The 17602-nt window shown below is 70.9% G+C and carries 21 protein-coding genes; 12 read left to right on the forward strand and 9 right to left on the reverse strand.

The annotated features are described in order from the left end of the window. Positions 1-146: 146 nt before the first annotated feature. Positions 147-1310 (reverse strand): quinolinate synthase NadA, encoded by a 1164-nt coding sequence (nadA, locus tag ACQEVU_RS03155; protein WP_433320241.1) that lies wholly within the window; start codon positions 1308-1310, stop codon positions 147-149. Between the two features lie 56 nt (positions 1311-1366). Here nadA and ACQEVU_RS03160 point away from each other — a divergent pair, with 56 nt between their 5' ends. The 5 genes from ACQEVU_RS03160 to ACQEVU_RS03180 all read left to right on the forward strand — a co-directional run bounded on the left by ACQEVU_RS03160 (position 1367) and on the right by ACQEVU_RS03180 (position 5542). Next, complete coding sequence (locus ACQEVU_RS03160) at positions 1367-2485, forward strand: glycerate kinase family protein (protein ID WP_433320244.1); 1119 nt, start codon at positions 1367-1369, stop codon at positions 2483-2485. A 92-nt stretch (positions 2486-2577) separates the two neighbouring features. Next, positions 2578-2946, forward strand: coding sequence for a HesB/IscA family protein (locus tag ACQEVU_RS03165; RefSeq protein WP_392812907.1), 369 nt, complete (start codon positions 2578-2580; stop codon positions 2944-2946). 153 nt (positions 2947-3099) lie between these two features. After that, complete coding sequence (locus ACQEVU_RS03170; protein WP_433320247.1) at positions 3100-4080, forward strand: carbohydrate kinase family protein; 981 nt, start codon at positions 3100-3102, stop codon at positions 4078-4080. A 638-nt stretch (positions 4081-4718) separates the two neighbouring features. Beyond that, complete coding sequence (locus ACQEVU_RS03175; protein WP_433320250.1) at positions 4719-5120, forward strand: thioredoxin family protein; 402 nt, start codon at positions 4719-4721, stop codon at positions 5118-5120. Continuing rightward, positions 5117-5542: a DUF4395 domain-containing protein gene (locus tag ACQEVU_RS03180; RefSeq protein WP_433320253.1), complete on the forward strand. Its 426-nt coding sequence runs from the start codon at positions 5117-5119 to the stop codon at positions 5540-5542. The genes ACQEVU_RS03175 and ACQEVU_RS03180 overlap by 4 nt, the downstream gene beginning before the upstream one ends. 116 nt (positions 5543-5658) lie before the next feature. Here the strand turns inward: ACQEVU_RS03180 and ACQEVU_RS03185 are convergent, their stop codons facing one another. Together ACQEVU_RS03185 and ACQEVU_RS03190 are read right to left on the reverse strand one after the other, a co-directional pair. After that, on the reverse strand, positions 5659-5865 hold the full coding sequence (locus ACQEVU_RS03185; RefSeq protein WP_433320256.1) for a sulfurtransferase TusA family protein: 207 nt from the start codon (positions 5863-5865) through the stop codon (positions 5659-5661). Further along, a complete protein-coding gene (locus tag ACQEVU_RS03190) occupies positions 5862-6944 on the reverse strand; it encodes a cysteine desulfurase family protein (protein WP_433320259.1) in 1083 nt (360 codons plus the stop codon). The genes ACQEVU_RS03185 and ACQEVU_RS03190 overlap by 4 nt, the downstream gene beginning before the upstream one ends. A gap of 147 nt (positions 6945-7091) precedes the next feature. Between ACQEVU_RS03190 and ctaC the strand changes: the two genes are divergently transcribed. After that, complete coding sequence (gene ctaC / locus ACQEVU_RS03195; RefSeq protein ID WP_433320262.1) at positions 7092-7970, forward strand: aa3-type cytochrome oxidase subunit II; 879 nt, start codon at positions 7092-7094, stop codon at positions 7968-7970. A gap of 13 nt (positions 7971-7983) precedes the next feature. Next, a complete protein-coding gene (locus tag ACQEVU_RS03200) occupies positions 7984-8427 on the forward strand; it encodes a cytochrome c oxidase subunit 4 (RefSeq protein ID WP_433320265.1) in 444 nt (147 codons plus the stop codon). A 44-nt stretch (positions 8428-8471) separates the two neighbouring features. Here the strand turns inward: ACQEVU_RS03200 and ACQEVU_RS03205 are convergent, their stop codons facing one another. From ACQEVU_RS03205 to ACQEVU_RS03230, 6 genes are all read right to left on the reverse strand, one after another. After that, positions 8472-9017 carry a phospholipase gene (locus tag ACQEVU_RS03205; protein ID WP_433320268.1) on the reverse strand — a complete coding sequence of 182 codons (546 nt, stop codon included), beginning with the start codon at positions 9015-9017 and terminating at the stop codon, positions 8472-8474. 79 nt (positions 9018-9096) lie between these two features. Next, positions 9097-9291 (reverse strand): hypothetical protein, encoded by a 195-nt coding sequence (locus ACQEVU_RS03210; protein ID WP_433320271.1) that lies wholly within the window; start codon positions 9289-9291, stop codon positions 9097-9099. Between the two features lie 57 nt (positions 9292-9348). After that, complete coding sequence (locus ACQEVU_RS03215) at positions 9349-10125, reverse strand: hypothetical protein (RefSeq protein ID WP_433320274.1); 777 nt, start codon at positions 10123-10125, stop codon at positions 9349-9351. A gap of 52 nt (positions 10126-10177) precedes the next feature. Continuing rightward, entirely contained in the window at positions 10178-11227 is a 1050-nt protein-coding gene (gene trpD, locus ACQEVU_RS03220) for an anthranilate phosphoribosyltransferase (RefSeq protein ID WP_433320277.1), read from the reverse strand. 23 nt (positions 11228-11250) lie between these two features. Then, positions 11251-11646 carry a hypothetical protein gene (locus ACQEVU_RS03225; RefSeq protein ID WP_433320280.1) on the reverse strand — a complete coding sequence of 132 codons (396 nt, stop codon included), beginning with the start codon at positions 11644-11646 and terminating at the stop codon, positions 11251-11253. Beyond that, positions 11643-12629: a cytochrome c oxidase assembly protein gene (locus ACQEVU_RS03230; RefSeq protein ID WP_433320283.1), complete on the reverse strand. Its 987-nt coding sequence runs from the start codon at positions 12627-12629 to the stop codon at positions 11643-11645. The genes ACQEVU_RS03225 and ACQEVU_RS03230 overlap by 4 nt, the downstream gene beginning before the upstream one ends. An 86-nt stretch (positions 12630-12715) precedes the next feature. On the opposite strand from ACQEVU_RS03230, the gene ctaE reads away from it, so the two are divergent. From ctaE to ACQEVU_RS03255, 5 genes are all read left to right on the forward strand, one after another. Next, on the forward strand, positions 12716-13315 hold the full coding sequence (gene ctaE / locus ACQEVU_RS03235) for an aa3-type cytochrome oxidase subunit III (protein ID WP_433320286.1): 600 nt from the start codon (positions 12716-12718) through the stop codon (positions 13313-13315). Positions 13316-13423: 108 nt separating this feature from the next. Continuing rightward, positions 13424-14290 carry a cytochrome bc1 complex diheme cytochrome c subunit gene (qcrC, locus tag ACQEVU_RS03240; protein ID WP_433320289.1) on the forward strand — a complete coding sequence of 289 codons (867 nt, stop codon included), beginning with the start codon at positions 13424-13426 and terminating at the stop codon, positions 14288-14290. Then, positions 14287-15384, forward strand: coding sequence for a cytochrome bc1 complex Rieske iron-sulfur subunit (gene qcrA / locus ACQEVU_RS03245; RefSeq protein WP_433320292.1), 1098 nt, complete (start codon positions 14287-14289; stop codon positions 15382-15384). Before qcrC ends, qcrA begins: the two co-directional genes overlap by 4 nt. Then, a complete protein-coding gene (qcrB, locus tag ACQEVU_RS03250; protein ID WP_433320295.1) occupies positions 15381-17006 on the forward strand; it encodes a cytochrome bc1 complex cytochrome b subunit in 1626 nt (541 codons plus the stop codon). Before qcrA ends, qcrB begins: the two co-directional genes overlap by 4 nt. A 210-nt stretch (positions 17007-17216) precedes the next feature. Next, positions 17217-17456 (forward strand): hypothetical protein, encoded by a 240-nt coding sequence (locus ACQEVU_RS03255; protein WP_433320298.1) that lies wholly within the window; start codon positions 17217-17219, stop codon positions 17454-17456. The last annotated feature ends 146 nt before the right edge of the window (positions 17457-17602 follow it).

Below are 17602 nucleotides of genomic sequence, written 5' to 3' on the forward strand. Positions count from 1 at the left end.
ACATCTACTGCATGCAAAAGTCGGCCGCACGTCAGCCCTGGCACGAAGACGGGACTTGGACAGAGATCACCACAGAGGGTGACCGCGGCCTATGCGCAACGGAGGCGCCCGCACGGTGTGCGGGCGCCTCCGTCAAACGGCGCGGGTTACGGCAGCGCGAGCATCCGGTCGAGCGCGACCCGCGCGTAGTGCGCGGTGTCCGGATCGACCGTGATCTGGTTGGGCACGCGGCCGGCGACGAGCTCCTCGAGCGCCCACACCAGGTGGGGCAGGTCGATGCGGTTCATCGTCGAGCAGTAGCAGACGTTGCGCTCCAGGAACATGATCTGCTTGTCGGGATGCGCGAGAGCCAGCCGGCGGACCAGGTTGAGCTCCGTGCCGACCGCCCAGGCCGAGCCGGCCGGCGCCGCTTCGATCATGCGGATGATGTACTCCGTGGAGCCCACATGATCGGCGGCGGTGACCACCTCGTGGCGGCATTCCGGGTGGACCAGCACGTTGACCCCGGGCACCCGGGCGCGCACGTCCTCCACCGCGTCGAGCGAGAAGCGGCCGTGCACCGAGCAGTGGCCCCGCCAGAGGATCATCCGGGCGTCGCGCAGCTGCTCGTCGGTCAGCCCGCCGCCGGGCTTGTGGGGGTCGTACAGCACGCAGTCGGACAGCTGCATGCCGAGCTTGAGCACGGCGGTGTTGCGCCCGAGGTGCTGGTCGGGCAGGAAGAACACCTTGCTGCCCTGCTCGTAGGACCACCGCAGTGCCGTCTCGGCGTTGGACGAGGTGCACACCACGCCCTCGTTGCGCCCCACGAACCCCTTGATGTCGGCGGAGGAGTTCATGTAGGTCACCGGGACGACGTCGCCGGCGATGCCGAGCTCGGTGAAGCGCTCCCAGGCCTTCTCGACCTGCGAGAGGACGGCCATGTCGGCCATCGAGCAGCCGGCGGCGAGGTCGGGCAGCACGACCCGCTGCGCGTCGGAGGTGAGGATGTCGGCGCTCTCGGCCATGAAGTGCACGCCGCAGAAGACGATGAACTCGGCCTCGGGCCGGGCGGCGGCCTCGCGGGCGAGCTTGAAGGAGTCGCCGGTCACGTCGGCGAACTGGATCACCTCGTCGCGCTGGTAGTGGTGGCCCAGCACGAAGACGCGGTCGCCGAGCGCGGCCTTGGCGGCGCGGGCGCGCTCGACCAGGTCGGGGTCGCTCGGGGCGGGCAGATCGCCGGGGCACTCGACGCCCTTTTCGGTGTCGGGGTCGGTGCCGCGGCCCAGCAGCAGCAGCGCGGTGGCGGTCGACGAAGGTTCAGCCCAGGTCACACAGCGATCGTCCCACGCCACGTCACCCCCGGAACTGTGACGTGCACAATGGCCGGATGCGCGTGCTCGTGTGCCCGGACAAGTTCGCCGGCACGATCCCGGCGGTCGCCGCGGCCGAGGCGTTCGCCGCCGGCTGGCTGGCCGAAAAGCCCGCCGACGAGCTCGTCCTGCGGCCGCTGTCCGACGGCGGGCCCGGCTTCGTCGAGGTGCTGGCCGCGGCGCTGCCGGGGGCCGAGCGCTTCGCGGTGCCGACCACCGGCCCGCTGGGCCGGCCGGTCGAGGGGCACGTGCTGCTCGACGGCCGGACCGCGTACGTCGAGAGCGCCGAGGCGTGCGGCCTGCACCTGCTGGCCGAGGCCGAACGTGATCCGAAGCACACCACGACCTTCGGGCTCGGCCCGCTGGTGCTCGCCGCGCTCGAGGCCGGCGCCCGGGAGGTCGTCATCGGCCTCGGCGGCAGCGCCACGAACGACGGCGGCGCCGGGCTGCTCGCCGCGCTCGGCGCCGCGCCGCTGTCCGAGGGCGGGTACGCGCTGCCGTACGGGGGAGCGGCCCTCTCCGGCTGTGCCGCGCTCGGCGGCGAGCCCCGCCTGCGCGAGGCGGCCCTGGTCGCGGCCACCGACGTCGACAGCCCGCTGCTCGGCATACACGGCGCGAGCGCCGTCTTCGGCCCGCAGAAGGGCGCGACCAGGGAAGACGTGTTCCTGCTCGACGGGGCACTGTCCCGCTTCGCCGAGGTACTGCAGACGCTCCCGACGGCCCCCGCCAACCTCGCTGCACTGCCCGGCGCGGGCGCGGCCGGCGGCCTGGGCGCGGCGATCCTGGCGCTCGGCGGCCGGGTCGAGTCGGGCATCGGCCTCGTCCGGCGGCTCACCCGCCTCGACGACGAGCTGGACCGGGCCGCCCTGGTCGTGACCGGCGAGGGCTCCTTCGACGAGCAGTCGCTGCGGGGGAAGGTCGTGGCGGGTGTGGCGAACGCCGCACGTGATCTGGGCGTGCCCTGCGTGGTGCTCGCCGGCCGGGTCGACGCGGGCCGGCGCGAGGCCGCTTCTATCGGCGTGACCGAGGCACATTCCCTGGTCGAGCACTTCGGCAGCGTCGCCACGGCGATGGCGCGCCCGGCCGACGGCCTGCGTGAACTCGGACAACGGCTGGCCCGCCAGTGGAGCCGCTAGCAGAAACCGTGTCACTATGAGAGGGAATGGCCTCGGGCGCTGCGGCGTTGCAATCCGAGGAACCGTAGACATCACCGCAGGGAGCTTTGATCGTGACCGCTTCGCAGCTTGCCGAGCCCGTTCAGACGGATAACCCGGCCGGCATCGGCCTCACCGCGGATGCCGCTCTCAAGGTGAAGGGCCTGCTCGAGCAGGAGGGCCGGGACGACCTGCGGCTTCGCGTCGCGGTGCAGCCCGGCGGCTGCTCGGGCCTGCGCTACCAGCTCTTCTTCGACGAGCGCTCGCTCGACGGGGACAAGGTCAGCACCTATGACGGCTTCGAGGTCGTCGTGGACCGCATGAGCGTGCCCTACCTCACCGGCGCGACGATCGACTTCGCCGACCGTATCGACGCCCAGGGGTTCACCATCGACAACCCCAACGCCCAGGGCTCCTGCGCCTGCGGCGACTCCTTCCACTGATCCATTCGATCGTCTGATCGTCCCGATCCAAACGAACCGGCCGCCCAAACCTGCAGTTGGGCGGCCGGTTCGCGTTTGAGGACGGATCGAGACGCGGGCGGTAGGCTGTCCAGGCTCGAATCCACCGACCGCCCGATCCATCGAGGTTCTCCTATGAAGATCGCCGTTACCGGCTCGATCGCGACCGACCATCTGATGCACTTCCCGGGCCGCTTCGCGGAGCAGTTCCTGGCCGATCAGTTGCACAAGGTGTCGCTGTCGTTCCTCGTCGACGACCTCACGGTCCGGCGCGGCGGGATCGCCGCCAACATCGCGTTCGGGATGGGCCTGCTCGGCCTGCGCCCGATCCTCGTCGGCGCGGTCGGCGCGGACTTCGAGGACTACCGCAGCTGGCTCGTGCGCCACGGCGTGGACTGCGACTCGATCTACGTCAGCGAGGTCGCCCACACCGCCCGCTTCGTGTGCACCACCGACGACGACATGAACCAGATCGCGTCGTTCTACGCCGGCGCGATGTCCGAGGCGCGCAACATCGAGCTCTCCCCGGTCGGCAAGCGCGTCGACGGCCTCGACCTCGTCATCATCGGCGCCAACGACCCGGTGGGCATGCTCCGGCACACCGAGGAGTGCCGCGAGCTGGGCATCGCCTTCGCCGCCGACATCTCCCAGCAGCTGGCCATCATGCCCGGCGCGGAGATCCGCAAGCTCGTCGACGACGCCGCGTACCTGCTCACCAACGAGTACGAGAAGGAACTGCTCGAGTCCAAGACGGGCCTCACCACCGAGGACCTGCTGGACAAGGTCGGCATCGTGATCACCACGCTCGGCAAGGACGGCGTGCTCATCCGCAGCCGCTCGCTCGACGCCGAGATCCGCGTCCCGGCGATCCGCGGCGTGCAGACGGTCGACCCGACCGGCGTCGGCGACGGCTTCCGCTCCGGCTTCTTCGCCGCCCTGTCGTGGGGCCTCAGCCTGGAGCGGGCCGCCCAGGTCGGCTGCACGGTCGCCGCGCTGGTGCTCGAGACGGTCGGCCCGCAGGAGTACTCCATCCAGCGCGACGAGTTCACCAAGCGCTTCGCCGACACCTACGGCGACACCGCGGCCGACGAGATCCGCGCCTACCTCCCCGCCTGACGCCGGTCGCCCCGGCTCCACACTGACCGCCGCGGCGCGATGGTCTGCGCCGCGGCCGCCAGCGCCTTGGCCGTCCTCAGGCCGCGCCGTGACGGTGACGGCGTCCCTGGCCGGGCCCTGCCGCGGCGTGATCGTGATCGCCGCGCTGCATCGGCCCAGGTCGGGCCCTGTCCGTGGCGTGACGGTGGGCGCCGCGGCTGACGGCAGCCCCGGCGGCCCGGCCGGGCCGTGCCGCGGCGTGATCGTGGCCGCCGCGCTGAGGTCGGCGCAGGTCGGGCCGTGTCCGCGGCGTGATGGTGGGCGCCGCGGCTGACGGCGGCCCCGGTGGGCGGCGGCCTGGCTGGCTGGCTCAGAGAGTGGCGTGATGGCGAGCGCCGCGGCTGACGGCGGCCGCGGCCGGGATCGGGCCGCCGCCGCAAACCCGCATCGCGCGCCGTGGCCGGCCGCGTCCAGCGCCGGTCGGGGTCGCGTGACGGCGGTCGCTGGTCGCGCCCCGCCGCATCGCTAACCCGCGCATAACCGAAAAATCCGAAATGTCCGTCACGAAGTGGCGGACATTTCCGGATCCGAACGTTTGACGAGCCGAGCCGGATCACAATCCCTATCGAGTTAATAGGGTTGGGAGTATCGTGGCCGCCGTGACATACGTGGTCGTGGCGGTGTTGGGCCTGGCGACGGTGGCCGGGCTCATCTACCGAGCCCGCTACGGGCGCCTCCGCGCATCCGAAGGGGAGCTGCCGGCCGGCCTGCTGCCCGCCGACGAGCCGGACGGTGTCGTCCTGCTGCACTTCACCTCCGCCACCTGCGCGCCCTGCAAGCAGGTCCGGGCCGTCTGCGCCGACCTGGCCGGCGACGTGCCGGGGGTGCGGCACGTCGAGGTCGACGCCGACGCCCACCTCGACGCCGTGCGGAGGCTCGACATCTGGCGTCTGCCCACCCTGCTCGTCGTCGACCGGCGGGGGCGGGTCGCCCGCCGCACCGTCGGCGTGCCCGACCGCGCCGAGCTGCGCCGCACCGTGACGGAGGTCCTGGCCTCATGACCAGCGTAAACGGGCTGGACCCGCGCGGGCCGCGGTTCGCCGCGGTCATCACCACCGCGGTCTTCGTGGTCGTACTGCTGACCGGGAGCGGCTGGCTCGCGCTGGCCCAGGGCGTGATCTTCGCCATCGGCGCCTATGACCCGCGCCGGACGCCGTACGGGCTGCTCTACCGCTATCTCGTGGCGCCCCGCCTGGCGCCGCCGGCCGAGCGGGAGGACCCGGCGCCGGTGCGCTTCGCGCAGGCCGTCGGGCTCGTCTTCACGCTCGTCACGGTCGCCGGCTACCTGTCCGGCGCCACCGTGCTGGGCGTCGTCTTCGCCGCGTTCGCACTGGTGGCGGCGTTCCTCAACGGGTTCTTCGGGCTCTGCCTCGGCTGCGAGGCCTACCTGCTCATCCAACGCATCAGGGCCAGGGCCGCCTAAAGCCGCACGGCCAGGGCCGCCTCAAGGCGCAGGGCCAGGGCCGCCTCAAGGCGCAGGGCCAGGGCCGCCTCAAGGCGCAGGGCCAGGGCCGCCTCAAGGCGCAGGGCCAGGGGCGCCTAAAGGCGCACGGTGTGGCGGTTGCCCTCGGTGGAGACGAACGTGTGGCCCTTCAGGCGGCACCAGGCCGGGATGTCGATGGCGGCCGCCGGGTCGTCGGCCAGCACGGCGATCTCGGTGCCGGCCGGCTCCTCGGCCGCCTTCCGGGCCAGCATGATCACCGGCAGCGGGCAGCGCCGGCCGAGCGCGTCGATGACGATTGTCACAGTCCGGCCTCCGCGCGCGCGTCGGCGACGAGGCCCGGCAGGACCGCCAGGAAGCGCTGCACGTCCTCGGTGGTCACTCCACTATGGAGCGAGACGCGCACGTTGCCGTGGGTGAGCACGCCCATCGCGGCCAGGACGTGCGAGGGGCGCAGGGTGTCCGACGTGCAGGCGGAGCCCGACGAGACCGCGAAGCCGGCCCGGTCCAGCGCCTGCAGCAGCACCTCCCCGTCGACGTAGAGGCACGAGAACGTGACGATGTGCGGCAGGCGCTCGTCCGGCTCGCCGACGACCTCGACGTCGGGCACGGTCGCCGCCACCGTGCGGCGGATCTCGGCGACGAGCGCGGACTGGCGTACCGACTCCGCGGCAGCGTCCGCCGCCACGGCCCGCAGCGCCGCCGCGGCCGCGACCACCGCGGGCACGTCCGGGGTGGCCTCGTCCCAGGGCGACTCCCACCGGGTGCCCTTGCGGACCGCGAGCACGCCGACGCCGGCCGGGCCGCCCCACTTGCGGGCGCTGCCGGCCAGCAGCGACCAGCCGGCGGGCACGGGCACGCGGCCGATCGACTGCGCGGCGTCGACCAGCAGCGGCACGCCGGCCGCGGCGCAGGCCTCGGCCGCCGCGGCGACCGGCTGCAGGCTTCCCACCTCATGATTCGCGCTCTGTACCGCGGCCAGGGCCACTTCCGGAGAATTCAGCGCCCTGTCCAGGGCCTCCAGGTCCACGACCCCGGTGCGGGAGACCGGCACGGCCACCGCGTCGGCGCCGGCCGCCTTGATGACGCTGGAGTGCTCCACCGCGGTGTGCACCACCGGGCGCCGGTCGCGGGAGCGGCGCACGCCGGCCACGGCCCGGCGGACCGCGTCGCCGCCGCCGGCGGTGAAGTGCAGCTCGTCGGGGCGCACGCCGAGCACCCCGGCGGTGGACTCGCGGGCGGCGTCGAGCAGGTGGCGGGCCCGGCGGGAGGGGGTGTAGAGGCGGCCGGGGTCGGCCCAGCCGTCGTCGGCGGCGGCCAGAAACGCTTGCCGGGCAACGGGATGCGGGGGAGCGGCGGTGGCCGAGTCCAAGTAGACGCCCACCCGGGCAACGGTATCGCGACCCGGACACGGCGACCCCAAGCCGGGCGGACCGCACATGGTCGAGTACGCTCGCCAGCGTTGGTGAGGCTTGCCGTGCGAAGCTACTTCAAGATTGCTTACGCGGCGCTGCTAAGGAGGCAGGAGCAGGTGGTCTCAAGAGGTTTGAGCCCCGCGCGCGCCATCGGGCTCGCCGTCTCGGCCGTCGGGGTGACGACCCTGCTCGCCGGTTGCTCCGTCGGGGACACGTTCAACGGCTTCGGCTGGCCGAAGGGCATCACCGAGCAGGGTGACCGGATGTACGACCTGTGGATCGGGTCCGTCGTCGCGGCGCTCGCCGTCGGTGTGTTCGTCTGGGGCCTGATCTTCTGGTGCGTGGTGCGCTACCGGAAGCGGGGCGAGGAGCTGCCGCTGCAGACGCGCTACAACATGCCGTTCGAGATTCTTTACACGGTGGCGCCGTTCGTGGTCATCGCCGTGCTGTTCTTCTACACCGCGATCATCCAGACCGACGTCGACCGGCTCTCGAAGAACCCGGACGTCCGCGTCGAGGTGATCGCCTCCAAGTGGAACTGGCAGTTCGTCTACAGCGACAAGACCGGCCCGGACGGCAAGCCGATCACGACGGTCGGCTCGGACGACTACATCCCGGTCCTGGTGCTGCCGGCGGGCAAGACCGTGCAGTTCAAGGAGACCTCGCGGGACGTCATCCACTCGTTCTGGGTGCCCGACGTGCTGTTCAAGCGTGACGTCATCCCCGGCGTGGAGAACCGCTTCGAGATCAAGCTCAAGGACAACGCCCAGGGTGCATACGTCGGTCGCTGCGCCGAGCTCTGCGGGACGTACCACTCGATGATGAACTTCGAGCTGCGCGTCGTCTCGCCGGAGCAGTACACGCAGTACCTGGACCTGCGGAACGGGGGCAAGAGCACGCCCGAGGCGCTGGCCTCGATGGGCTTCCCGAACGGCGGCTACGCGACCACCACGCACCCGTTCGACACCGACCGCACCAAGCGGTCCGCGAGCTGAGAGGCGAACGGCGATGAAGTCTGAGAACCGTCTCTTTTTCGTGCTGGCGCTGTTCGTGTTCGCGATGGCCGGCCTGTATGGCTGGTGGACCAGCGTCGCCTCGCCCGAGCAGAGCGGCCACCACGGCACCGAGTGGATCGGCGTCGTTGCGCTGATCCTGTCCGGCCTGCTGCTGTCGATGATCGGCGGCGCGCTGTGGCTGATCTCGCGGCGCATCGAGCCGCGCCCGGAGGACCGCAAGGACGCCGAGATCGCCGACGGCGCGGGCGACCTGGGCTTCTTCAGCCCGGGCAGCTACTGGCCCTTCGGCCTGGCGCTCTCGGCGGGGATCGCGAGCCTGGGCCTGGCGTTCGACCAGTGGTGGCTCGTGGCGGCCGGCCTGATCTCGGTGCTGTTCGCGACCTGCGGGCTGATGTTCGAGTACTACACCGGCAGCCGGCGCGGCGCCGAGCACTGAGCAAGCGTTCCAGAAGGAGGGGCCCCCGCGAAGGGGCCCCTTTTTCATGCCCGCTGGGCCTGCGCCTGAGCGGCCTGCCCCTTGGCCAGCAGGTCCACCGCGTGGTCGAGGGCGGCATCGCTCAGCGCGACGCTGCCGAAGGCCTTCACGGCCTGGTAGTACGTCCACGCCAGGCTGACGCAGGCTGGGCGCACGAAGGCGTTGTACGTCGCGCACTTGGCCTTCAGGTCGTAGTAGAACGAGTCGTCGATGCGGCTCTTGTTGGCCGGGAACGCGCCGATGGCCTTGTAGTTGCGGTAGCCGAAGTCGTGGCGCTCGCACGGCAGCCGGAAGTCGAACCCGAGGGGCTGGTCCGGGCTGTCCGAGCAGTAGTCGGTGGTCCAGTCGAAGCCGTACGCGGCCCAGGCCGACTGGTGCTGGCGGGCGGTGTTCCAGGCATTGAAGCTGGTCGCGGTGGGCTGCGACCAGGTGGCCATGACGGCCGGCTTGTCGGTGGGCACGGCGGCGTGGGCGTCGGTGGCGATGCTCGCTTCGATGCCGAACGCGATCAGCAGGGCGGTGACGGGAATGACGAGGCGCCGGAGCTTCATGGGCGGGATTGTTTCGCGTCTATATGAAGCCCGGCGGTTTCCTGCGCCAAGCGGTACTTGCCGGTAGCTGAACGGAGGTTCAGGCGGCGCGGCGGGCCGCTCGGCGCAGCAGCACCCGCGGGCGCCGGTCCATGAGCAGGATCACCGGCGCGACCACGATCGCCGCGCCGCAGCCCGTGCAGGCCCGGTCGGGGCAGGTCGCGCGGGGATGGTCGGCGCAGGCCGGCTGTTCGAAGATCCGCACCCGTTTGCAGGTGTCGCAGTGCAGCTCCATGCCGCCACCGTGCCATCGCCGCCCCGCCCGCCGGTGGATGTGCGCCCGCGTGTCAGATCACTTTTTGGTGGCGGTCCTGGCCTTGGACGCCGACGGCGCCGGCGAGGCGCCGGCCGGCCTCGGGGGCTGGAAGGCCTCGTCGCTGACGCTGGGGGTGGTGTACTGCAGGATCAGCTCGGTCTGCTTGCCCGCGTCGGACGTGCCCTGGAAGTAGGCGAGCATCCCGGCCGGGTTCACGCACGCCGTCTCGGTGCGGATGCCGTTCGCGGTGACCGACACGCACTGCGCGTCGCCGCGCTTGGAGGCCCCGGCGTGCGGGGCGTCGCCCTGCGCGATGGTGGCCAGGCGCCCCACCGCCGCCTCCGGGGCCATGAACTCGCCCCCGAACGCCTCGCTGATGCTCTTGGCCTCGGTGGGGGACATCGTGTCCGCCCCCGGGCCCGTCCGGCACGTCACGGGGACGGTGGAGGGCTTCTTCTGCCCCTTCGCGGGCGAGGGGACCGGACCGGCGACGCAGAGGTACGTGCCGTCGGGGGTTGCGATGTACGTCACGGTGCCGCTGCGGTACGCCCGGCGCGGCGAGGACTGCGAGACGGTCACGATCGTGCCGGAGGGGGTCGCATACTGCAGCGTCGCGTCCGAGTCCAGGCCCAGGACCAGCCGGGACGCGAGCGCGTCGACCATCTCCAGGGCCTCGTTGGCCGGCGCCGCCTGCGGCTTGGCCGGCGCGCCGCAGGACTTCGCCATCATGCCGGCGAAGCCGACGGTCAGCGCCCCGGCCACGAGGGCGGAGACCAGCGCCTTCTTGGGGTTGTTGCGCGGCAGTTCGGCCATGCCCCAAACAACGCCGCGGTACCCCTGTCGGTTATGCGGGGTTTTGGCGGCCTCAGGACGGCTTGAACGCCGTCCAGCGCTCCAGCAGGTCGGTCGCGGCGCCCGAGTCGACGGCCGCGGCCGCGCGCACGAGCCCGGCCCGCAGCTGCCCGGGCAGGTCCTGCGGGGTGCTGAGCCCCTCGCGGGCGGCCAGCGCGGCGGCCGCGTTGAGCAGCACCGCGTCGCGCACCGGGCCGCCTTCGCCGGCGAACATCCGCCGGGCGACGTCGGCGTTGTGCTCGGGCTCGCCGCCGCGCAGGTCGCCCGGCGCCGAGCGGGGCAGGCCGAGGTCGACGCTGTCGATGACGGCCTCGGTGACCCGGCCGCCGCCGGCCAGCCAGACCCGCGTGGGGGCGGCGGTGGTGAACTCGTCCAGGCCGTCCTCGCCGCGCACGACCAGCACCGAGTAGCCGCGCCCGGCCATGACGTCGGCCACGACCGGCGCCATGCGCGGGTCGAAGCAGCCGATGGTGGCCGCCGTGGGCTGGGCCGGGTTGGTCAGCGGGCCGAGGAAGTTGAACACCGTCGGCACGCCCATCTCGCGGCGTGGCACGCCGGCGTGGCGCATGGCCGAGTGGAACCGCGCGGCGAAGCAGAAGCCGATGCCGACCTCGGCGACGCAGCGGGCGACGTCCTCCGGGCCCATGTCGATGGTGACCCCGAGCCGCTCGAGCAGGTCGGCCGCGCCGGTCGACGAGGACGCGGCGCGGTTGCCGTGCTTGACCACGGGCACGCCGGCGGCGGCGGTCACCACCGCGGCCATCGTCGAGATGTTCACGGTGTTGGCCCGGTCGCCGCCGGTGCCGACGATGTCGACGGCGCTGTTGCGCACCTCGTCGGAGATCGGCACCCGGGTGGCGAGCGTGAGCATCGTCTCCGCGCACGCGGCGACCTCGGCCGGCGTCTCGCCCTTCGCGCGCAGCGCGATGACGAAGGCGGCCGTCTGCACGGGGGTGGCCGAGCCGGAGAAGATCTCGCTCATCGCCCAGCCGGTGTCCTCGGCGGAGAGGTCCTCCCCGCGCAGCAGGGCGGTGAGCAGCGTCGGCCAGGTGCGGTCGCCCATGGCGGCCTCCAGAGGTGTCCTACTTACCGGCGGATGGCGGGGTATGCGCGGAGCAGGGCGGAGACGGTCTCGCCGGTGGTGACGGGGTCGAGCGGGTACATGATCGTGCCCTCGACCTTCGCGTAGGAGGCGAGCCAGCGGTCCGCGGCGCGGGCGATCGCCAGCACGACGGGGGGCGCGTCGACGATCTCGTCCTTGAGCTGCCGCGCGATGCCCAGGCCGCCGCCCGGGGTGGCCTCCCCGTCGAGGACCAGCAGGTCGACGTCGGTGTCGTCGACGAGCTTCACGACCTCGGCGTACGTCGAGGCGTCGACGAACTTCACCGTCAGGTCGGCCGCCGGGCGGGTGCCGATGGCCAGCCGCATCCGGTCGCGGACCTCGGAATCGTCGCTGTACAGCAGGACAATGTGCTCGCTCATGTGCGCGCTGCTCCTCGTGTGGCGTCTGCCTCGGGGATCGTACCGTCAGGGGTAATCGCTATACCTGTGCGGGCCGACCACTCGGCCTCCTCCTGGCGCTGCCGCTCCTCGCGGTCCAGCTGGCGGTCGACCCGCTTGGCCTCGCGGTCGGACTGTCGCATCCACTGCACGACCAGCACCGCGAGCATCGTCACCGAGACGAACTCGCCGCCGGCCCACAGGATGCCGCCCGCGGTCACCTGGTCGGCGACCGGGTCGGCCCAGCTCAGGTGCAGCGACGGGTACCAGTCGCCGCCCAGCAGCGTCTTGCTCTGCATGATGGTGAGCCCGAGCACGGTGTGGAACGGCGTGGACAGGAACATCAGCAGCGCGCGGGCCGGGTAGGGCCACCGCCCCGGCAGCGGGTCCAGGCCGACGAGCGGCCAGAAGAACAGGCAGCCCACGGCGATGAAGTGCGCGTGCGTGAGCTCGTGGACCCACTCGTGGCGCATCGTGAGGCCGTAGAGGCCAGTGAAATAGAGCACGAACGGCGTGACGACGAAAAAGCCGAACGCCACGAGCGGGAATGCGAGGATCCGGGCCGCGCGCGAGTGCACCACGGCCAACAGCCACCTGCGCCCGCGGACCGGCAGCGTGCGCAGCGCGAGCGTGACCGGCGCGCCCAGGGCCAGGAAGATCGGCGCGATCATCGACAGGATCATGTGCTGGATCATGTGCACCGACAGGAGCGCGGTGTCGTACTCCTCGATGCCGCTCATCGTGACCGCGGCGATCGAGCCCAGGCCCGGGACCAGGAACAACACCGTGCGCGCGACCGGCCAGCGGTCGCCGCGCCGGCGCAGTTTCACCACGCCGGCGAGGTAGAGCCCGGCCGCGGCGAGCAGCACCAGCGTCAGCCACGAGACGTGGAACGAGCCCAGCAGCGTCGAGGCCGAGACGGGACCGGGTTCACCTTCACCTGCGAGAACGAGTGCGTGGAACACGTCCCCAGACTATGCCGCCGCACGAATCGTCCGTGTCTGGTGGACCCCGCGCAAAGCTGGTGATGATCGGGGGCAATAATGACGCTGTGACTGCGGCCCCAGCGATTGCCAAGAGCCAGATCCACTCACTGACCAGGCCCAACATGGTCAGTGTCGGGACGATCGTGTGGCTCTCCAGCGAACTGATGTTCTTCGCGGCGCTGTTCGCGATGTACTTCTCCATCCGCGCCGCCGCGCCGGAGCTCTGGACGGAGCACACCGAGGCGCTGAAGATCCCCTACGCCCTGACATTCACGATCATCCTCGTGCTGTCGTCCATCACCTGCCAGATCGGCGTGTTCCGCGCCGAGCGCGGTGACGTGCACGGGCTGCGGCGCTGGTTCGCGCTGACGTTCATCATGGGCCTGACCTTCGTGCTGGGGCAGGTGAACGAGTACACCAACCTGGTCCGCGAGGGCATCAAGATCAACGGCGACGGGTACGGCTCGATGTTCTACCTGACCACCGGGTTCCACGGCCTGCACGTCACCGGCGGCCTCATCGCCTTTGTCATCTACCTCATCCGCACGACGATGGGCCGGTTCACCCCGGCGCAGGCGACCGCGGCGATCGTCGTGTCCTACTACTGGCACTTCGTCGACGTCGTCTGGATCGCGCTGTTCGCGATGATCTACTTCTTGCAGTAGACGGTCTCCGGCCGCGTCACGCTCCGGACTGTTCCCCCCAGGACAAACCGTGGTCGATCCAGGGCCACTTACTGAAACTCAATAGGTGATGACGACAAAGGTGAGGCCATGACTTCAGAGCAGAGCAAGCGGCCGCTTGCCCGGCTGGTGCCGCCGAGCCGGCGAGCGGCCCGGGGCAAGCTGCGCCGGCGGCTTGAGGCGGCCGTGCGTCTGATCGCCGCGCTCACGATTGTCGGCGGTCTCTACAGTGCATACGCACCCGGCGTCGGCCGCGCCGAGGAGACGCCCGTCCTGTCCGAACAGGCGCAGCGCGGCAAGGAGCTCTACCAGACCAGCTGTATCACCTGCCACGGCACCAACGCGCAGGGCGTGCAGGACCGCGGCCCGAGCCTGATCGGCGTCGGCTCCGCGGCCGTCGAGTTCCAGGTGAACACCGGCCGCATGCCCCTGGCCCGCCAGGAGGCCCAGGCCGAGCGCAAGCAGCCGCAGTTCACCCCGGAGCAGGCCGCCGACATCGGCGCCTACATCCAGGAGTTGGGCGGCGGACCGCAGCTGCCGAGCGCGGCCAGCCTCAACGAGGACGTCAAGAAGGCCCAGTCCGACCCGAAGACCCTCGCCCACGGCGGCGAGCTGTACCGGGTCAACTGCTCCTCGTGCCACGCGTTCTCCACCGGCGGCGGCGCGCTGTCCTCCGGCAAGTTCGCCCCGTCGCTGGAGCACTCGACCAACCGCGACATCTACGGCGCCATGCTGACCGGCCCGCAGAACATGCCGGTGTTCGGCAACAACCAGCTGTCGCCGGACGACAAGGCCGCGATCATCGCGTACATCCAGAACCTGAACAAGAACAACCAGACAGACCCCGGTGGCTGGAACATCGGCCGCTACGGCCCGGTTCCCGAGGGAATCGTCATCTTCCTCATCGGTATCGCGGCGCTCGTGTTCGCCACGCTGTGGATTGCAGGGAAGTCATGACCACCCACACCGCTCCGGAGCAGGAGCAGTTCGACGCGAGCGACTCGAGCCTCACGCGCTTCGACCTCGTCAAGGAGGGCGCGCGCCGCGACGGCGTCGAGATCGTGCACTACGCGCCGCGCTTCCCGGTGCCGGGAACGAAGGCGGAGAAGCGCATCGAGCGCGCGCTCGGCCTGCTGTTCCTGCTCACCGGCCTCATGGGCACGGCGTTCGTGGTCGCCTACATCGCGTGGCCCTGGCGCTACGGGCACGGCGACGAGACCTACCAGAAGCTGTACCCGTACTACAACCCGGTGCTCGGCGCGACGCTCGGCCTCGCCCTGCTGACCCTGGGCCTGGGCATCATCACCTGGTCGAAGAAGCTCCTGCCCGAGGAGGTCTCGATCCAGGAGCGCCACGACGGCCCGTCGGACTCGGTCGAGCAGCGGCTCACCGCGGCGACCATCCTCAACATGGGTGACGAACTCGGCCTCAAGCGCCGCAAGTTCGTCGGCCTGGCGTTCCTGGCTGGTGCCGCCCCGCTGGGCGCGGTCGCCGGCGCGGTGCTGGTCGGCTCGCTCATCAAGGCGCCGACGCAGAACGGCGAGAACATCTTCTTCACCACGGGCTGGGACCCGAAGAACAACGGTGGCAAGCCGGTGCGCCTCACCCACGAGGACGGCACCCCGATCCGCCCGGCCGACGTCAGCGTCGGCGGCCAGATCACCGTCTTCCCCGGCATCCCCGGCGGCGCGACGAACAAGTACGGCGACTCGCCGACCCTGCTCATCCACCTTCGTGAGAGCGACGCGCAGGAGACGCTGCGCAACGTGAAGGAGACGAACAAGGGTTCGCAGTGGCAGAACTTCGTGGCGTACTCCAAGATCTGCACCCACGCCGGCTGCCCGGCCAGCCTGTACGAGCAGCAGACCAACCGCCTGCTGTGCCCCTGCCACCAGTCGCAGTTCCAGATCACGGACAACGCGCGGCCGGTCTTCGGCCCCGCGAGCCGCGCGCTGCCGCAGCTGCCGATCACGGTGGACGATGAGGGATACTTCGTAGCGACGTCCGATTACCGGGTTGCCATCGGACCGGCCTTCTGGGAGCGGCCATGAAACGGCGCAAGATCGATGTCCGGGCCCTTCCGGCCAAGTCCGCCGGGGCGCTCGACGAGCGCTTTCAGGCGGCGACGCCGCTGCGGCGCCTGCTGAACAAGGTCTTCCCCGACCACTGGTCCTTCCTGCTGGGTGAGATCGCCCTCTACTCGTTCATCGTGCTGCTGCTCAGCGGCATCTTCCTCGCGCTGTTCTTCGACCCGTCGATGCGCGAGACGGTGTACAACGGCAGCTACACCCCGCTGCGCGGCGTGGAGATGTCGCAGGCGTACAACACCGCGCTGAACCTCTCGTTCGACATCCGCGGCGGCCTGTTCATGCGCCAGATGCACCACTGGGCGGCGCTGCTGTTCATGGCCGCGATCGTGGTGCACATGTTCCGCGTCTTCTTCACGGGCGCGTTCCGCAAGCCGCGCGAGGCCAACTGGATCGTCGGCGTGCTGCTGTTCTGGATGGGCTTCCTCGAGGGCTTCGCCGGCTACTCGCTGCCCGACGACGCGCTGTCCGGCACCGGCCTGCGCATCGCGAGCGCCATCATGCTGTCGATCCCGATCGTCGGCACCTGGGTGACCACGTCACTCTTCGGCGGTGAATTCCCGGGTGAGGTCATCCTCGATCGGCTGTACATCGTCCACGTGCTGCTCATCCCGGGCGCCCTGCTGGCACTGATCAGCGTGCACATGGGCCTGCTGGTGAAGCAGAAGCACACCCAGTGGCCCGGCCCCGGCCGGACCAACGAGAACGTGGTCGGCGTCCGGATGTTCCCCGGCTTCGCGGCCAAGGCCGGCGGCTTCTTCATGGTCGTCTTCGCCATGATCGCCGTCCTCGCCGGCCTCTTCCAGATCAACCCGATCTGGCTGTTCGGCCCCTACAAGGCCGCGGTCGTCTCGGCGGCGAGCCAGCCCGACTGGTACGTCATGTTCCTCGACGGCTCGACCCGCCTCTTCCCCGCGTGGGAGATCCGCTTCGACCTCTTCGGCTGGGGCGACGGCTACACCATCCCGCCGATCTTCTGGCCGACGGTGGTGCTACCGGGCATCCTGACGATGCTGCCGATCTTCTATCCGTTCATCGAGGCGCGGTTCACCAAGGACCGGGCCGTGCACAACCTGCTCCAGCGCCCGCGGGACAACCCGTTCCGCACCGCGCTCGGCGCCATGGCAATCTCGTTCTACGTCGTGCTGCTCATCTCGGGCGGCAATGACGTGCTGGCCGACAAGTTCCACATCAGCCTTAACGCGATGACCTGGGCCGGCCGCATCGGCATCCTGGTGGTGCCCCCGCTGGCGTACTACGTCGCGTACCGCATCGCCCTGGGCCTGCAGCAGCACGACCGCGAGGTCCTGGCCCACGGCGTGGAGACGGGCATCATCCGCCGCCTCCCGGACGGCCGCTTCGTCGAGGTCCACCAGCCGCTGCCGTCCTCCAACGGCCACGGCGAGGAGGCCGGCCACGGCCTGGAGTACGCGGGCTGGGTCGTCCCGAAGAAGATGAACCGCATCGGCGCCCTGGCCCCGACGGTGAAGGGCTTCTTCTACCCGATCGAGAAGGCGGCCCCGGCGCCCAAGCAGGCGCGCAAGCTCGGCGAGTCGGAGCGCGAGGAAATCAACTCGGGCCACTGACCCACCGATACAGCTCTTCTGAGACGGCCCCCGGCACTCCGCCGGGGGCCGTCTTGTCTCTCCCATGCACGCTCGCGCTGGTCGATCCGACAAGTCGGGCACTCCGTGCCACGACTTGTCGGATTTATACCTCGTCAGGCGAAAAATCCGGCTGAATCGCTCCTTTGTGGAACTTTTCGGCAGCTCGGCGCCGGTGCTGCTGCTTCAGACGTGGTGGCACTCGCGTCGGGCGGCGGCAGGCAGGCAGGCGTGACGGTTTGGCGCGACGCCGTCGTCGAGTGGTTGGCGGTGCGGGCCGGGCTGTTTGGCTGGGCGCGACGCCGTCGCCAGTGGTCGGCGGCCGCCGAACTGTTTGGTTCGGCGCGACGACGCTGCCGCGACGACGCTGCCGCGACGATGGCGCCGCAGCGATGGCGCCATCCGGTGACGGCGGCCGCGGGCCCGAAATGACGGCATTGTCCGGCTCGGCGCGACGACGCTGCCGCGACGATGGCGCCGCACCGATGGCGCCATCCGGCGACGGCGCCCGCGGGCCCGAAATCACGGCATTGTCCGGCTCGGCGCGACAGCGAGGCCGCGGGAAACGGAGGCGGCTG

The organism is Dactylosporangium sp. CA-139066 (assembly GCF_050936175.1).
Taxonomy (GTDB): domain Bacteria; phylum Actinomycetota; class Actinomycetes; order Mycobacteriales; family Micromonosporaceae; genus Dactylosporangium.

What these genes read in the sequence shown, in the direction of transcription:
- ACQEVU_RS03160 (WP_433320244.1), top strand. Translation starts at nt 1,367, where the DNA reads ATGCGCGTGCTCGTGTGCCCGGACAAGTTCGCCGGCACGATCCCGGCG.
- ACQEVU_RS03170 (WP_433320247.1), top strand. Translation starts at nt 3,100, where the DNA reads ATGAAGATCGCCGTTACCGGCTCGATCGCGACCGACCATCTGATGCAC.
- ACQEVU_RS03180 (WP_433320253.1), top strand. Translation starts at nt 5,117, where the DNA reads ATGACCAGCGTAAACGGGCTGGACCCGCGCGGGCCGCGGTTCGCCGCG.
- ACQEVU_RS03200 (WP_433320265.1), top strand. Translation starts at nt 7,984, where the DNA reads ATGAAGTCTGAGAACCGTCTCTTTTTCGTGCTGGCGCTGTTCGTGTTC.
- ACQEVU_RS03205 (WP_433320268.1), bottom strand. Translation starts at nt 9,017, where the DNA reads ATGAAGCTCCGGCGCCTCGTCATTCCCGTCACCGCCCTGCTGATCGCG.
- ACQEVU_RS03210 (WP_433320271.1), bottom strand. Translation starts at nt 9,291, where the DNA reads ATGGAGCTGCACTGCGACACCTGCAAACGGGTGCGGATCTTCGAACAG.
- ACQEVU_RS03215 (WP_433320274.1), bottom strand. Translation starts at nt 10,125, where the DNA reads ATGGCCGAACTGCCGCGCAACAACCCCAAGAAGGCGCTGGTCTCCGCC.
- trpD (WP_433320277.1), bottom strand. Translation starts at nt 11,227, where the DNA reads ATGGGCGACCGCACCTGGCCGACGCTGCTCACCGCCCTGCTGCGCGGG.
- ACQEVU_RS03225 (WP_433320280.1), bottom strand. Translation starts at nt 11,646, where the DNA reads ATGAGCGAGCACATTGTCCTGCTGTACAGCGACGATTCCGAGGTCCGC.
- qcrC (WP_433320289.1), top strand. Translation starts at nt 13,424, where the DNA reads ATGACTTCAGAGCAGAGCAAGCGGCCGCTTGCCCGGCTGGTGCCGCCG.
- qcrA (WP_433320292.1), top strand. Translation starts at nt 14,287, where the DNA reads ATGACCACCCACACCGCTCCGGAGCAGGAGCAGTTCGACGCGAGCGAC.
- qcrB (WP_433320295.1), top strand. Translation starts at nt 15,381, where the DNA reads ATGAAACGGCGCAAGATCGATGTCCGGGCCCTTCCGGCCAAGTCCGCC.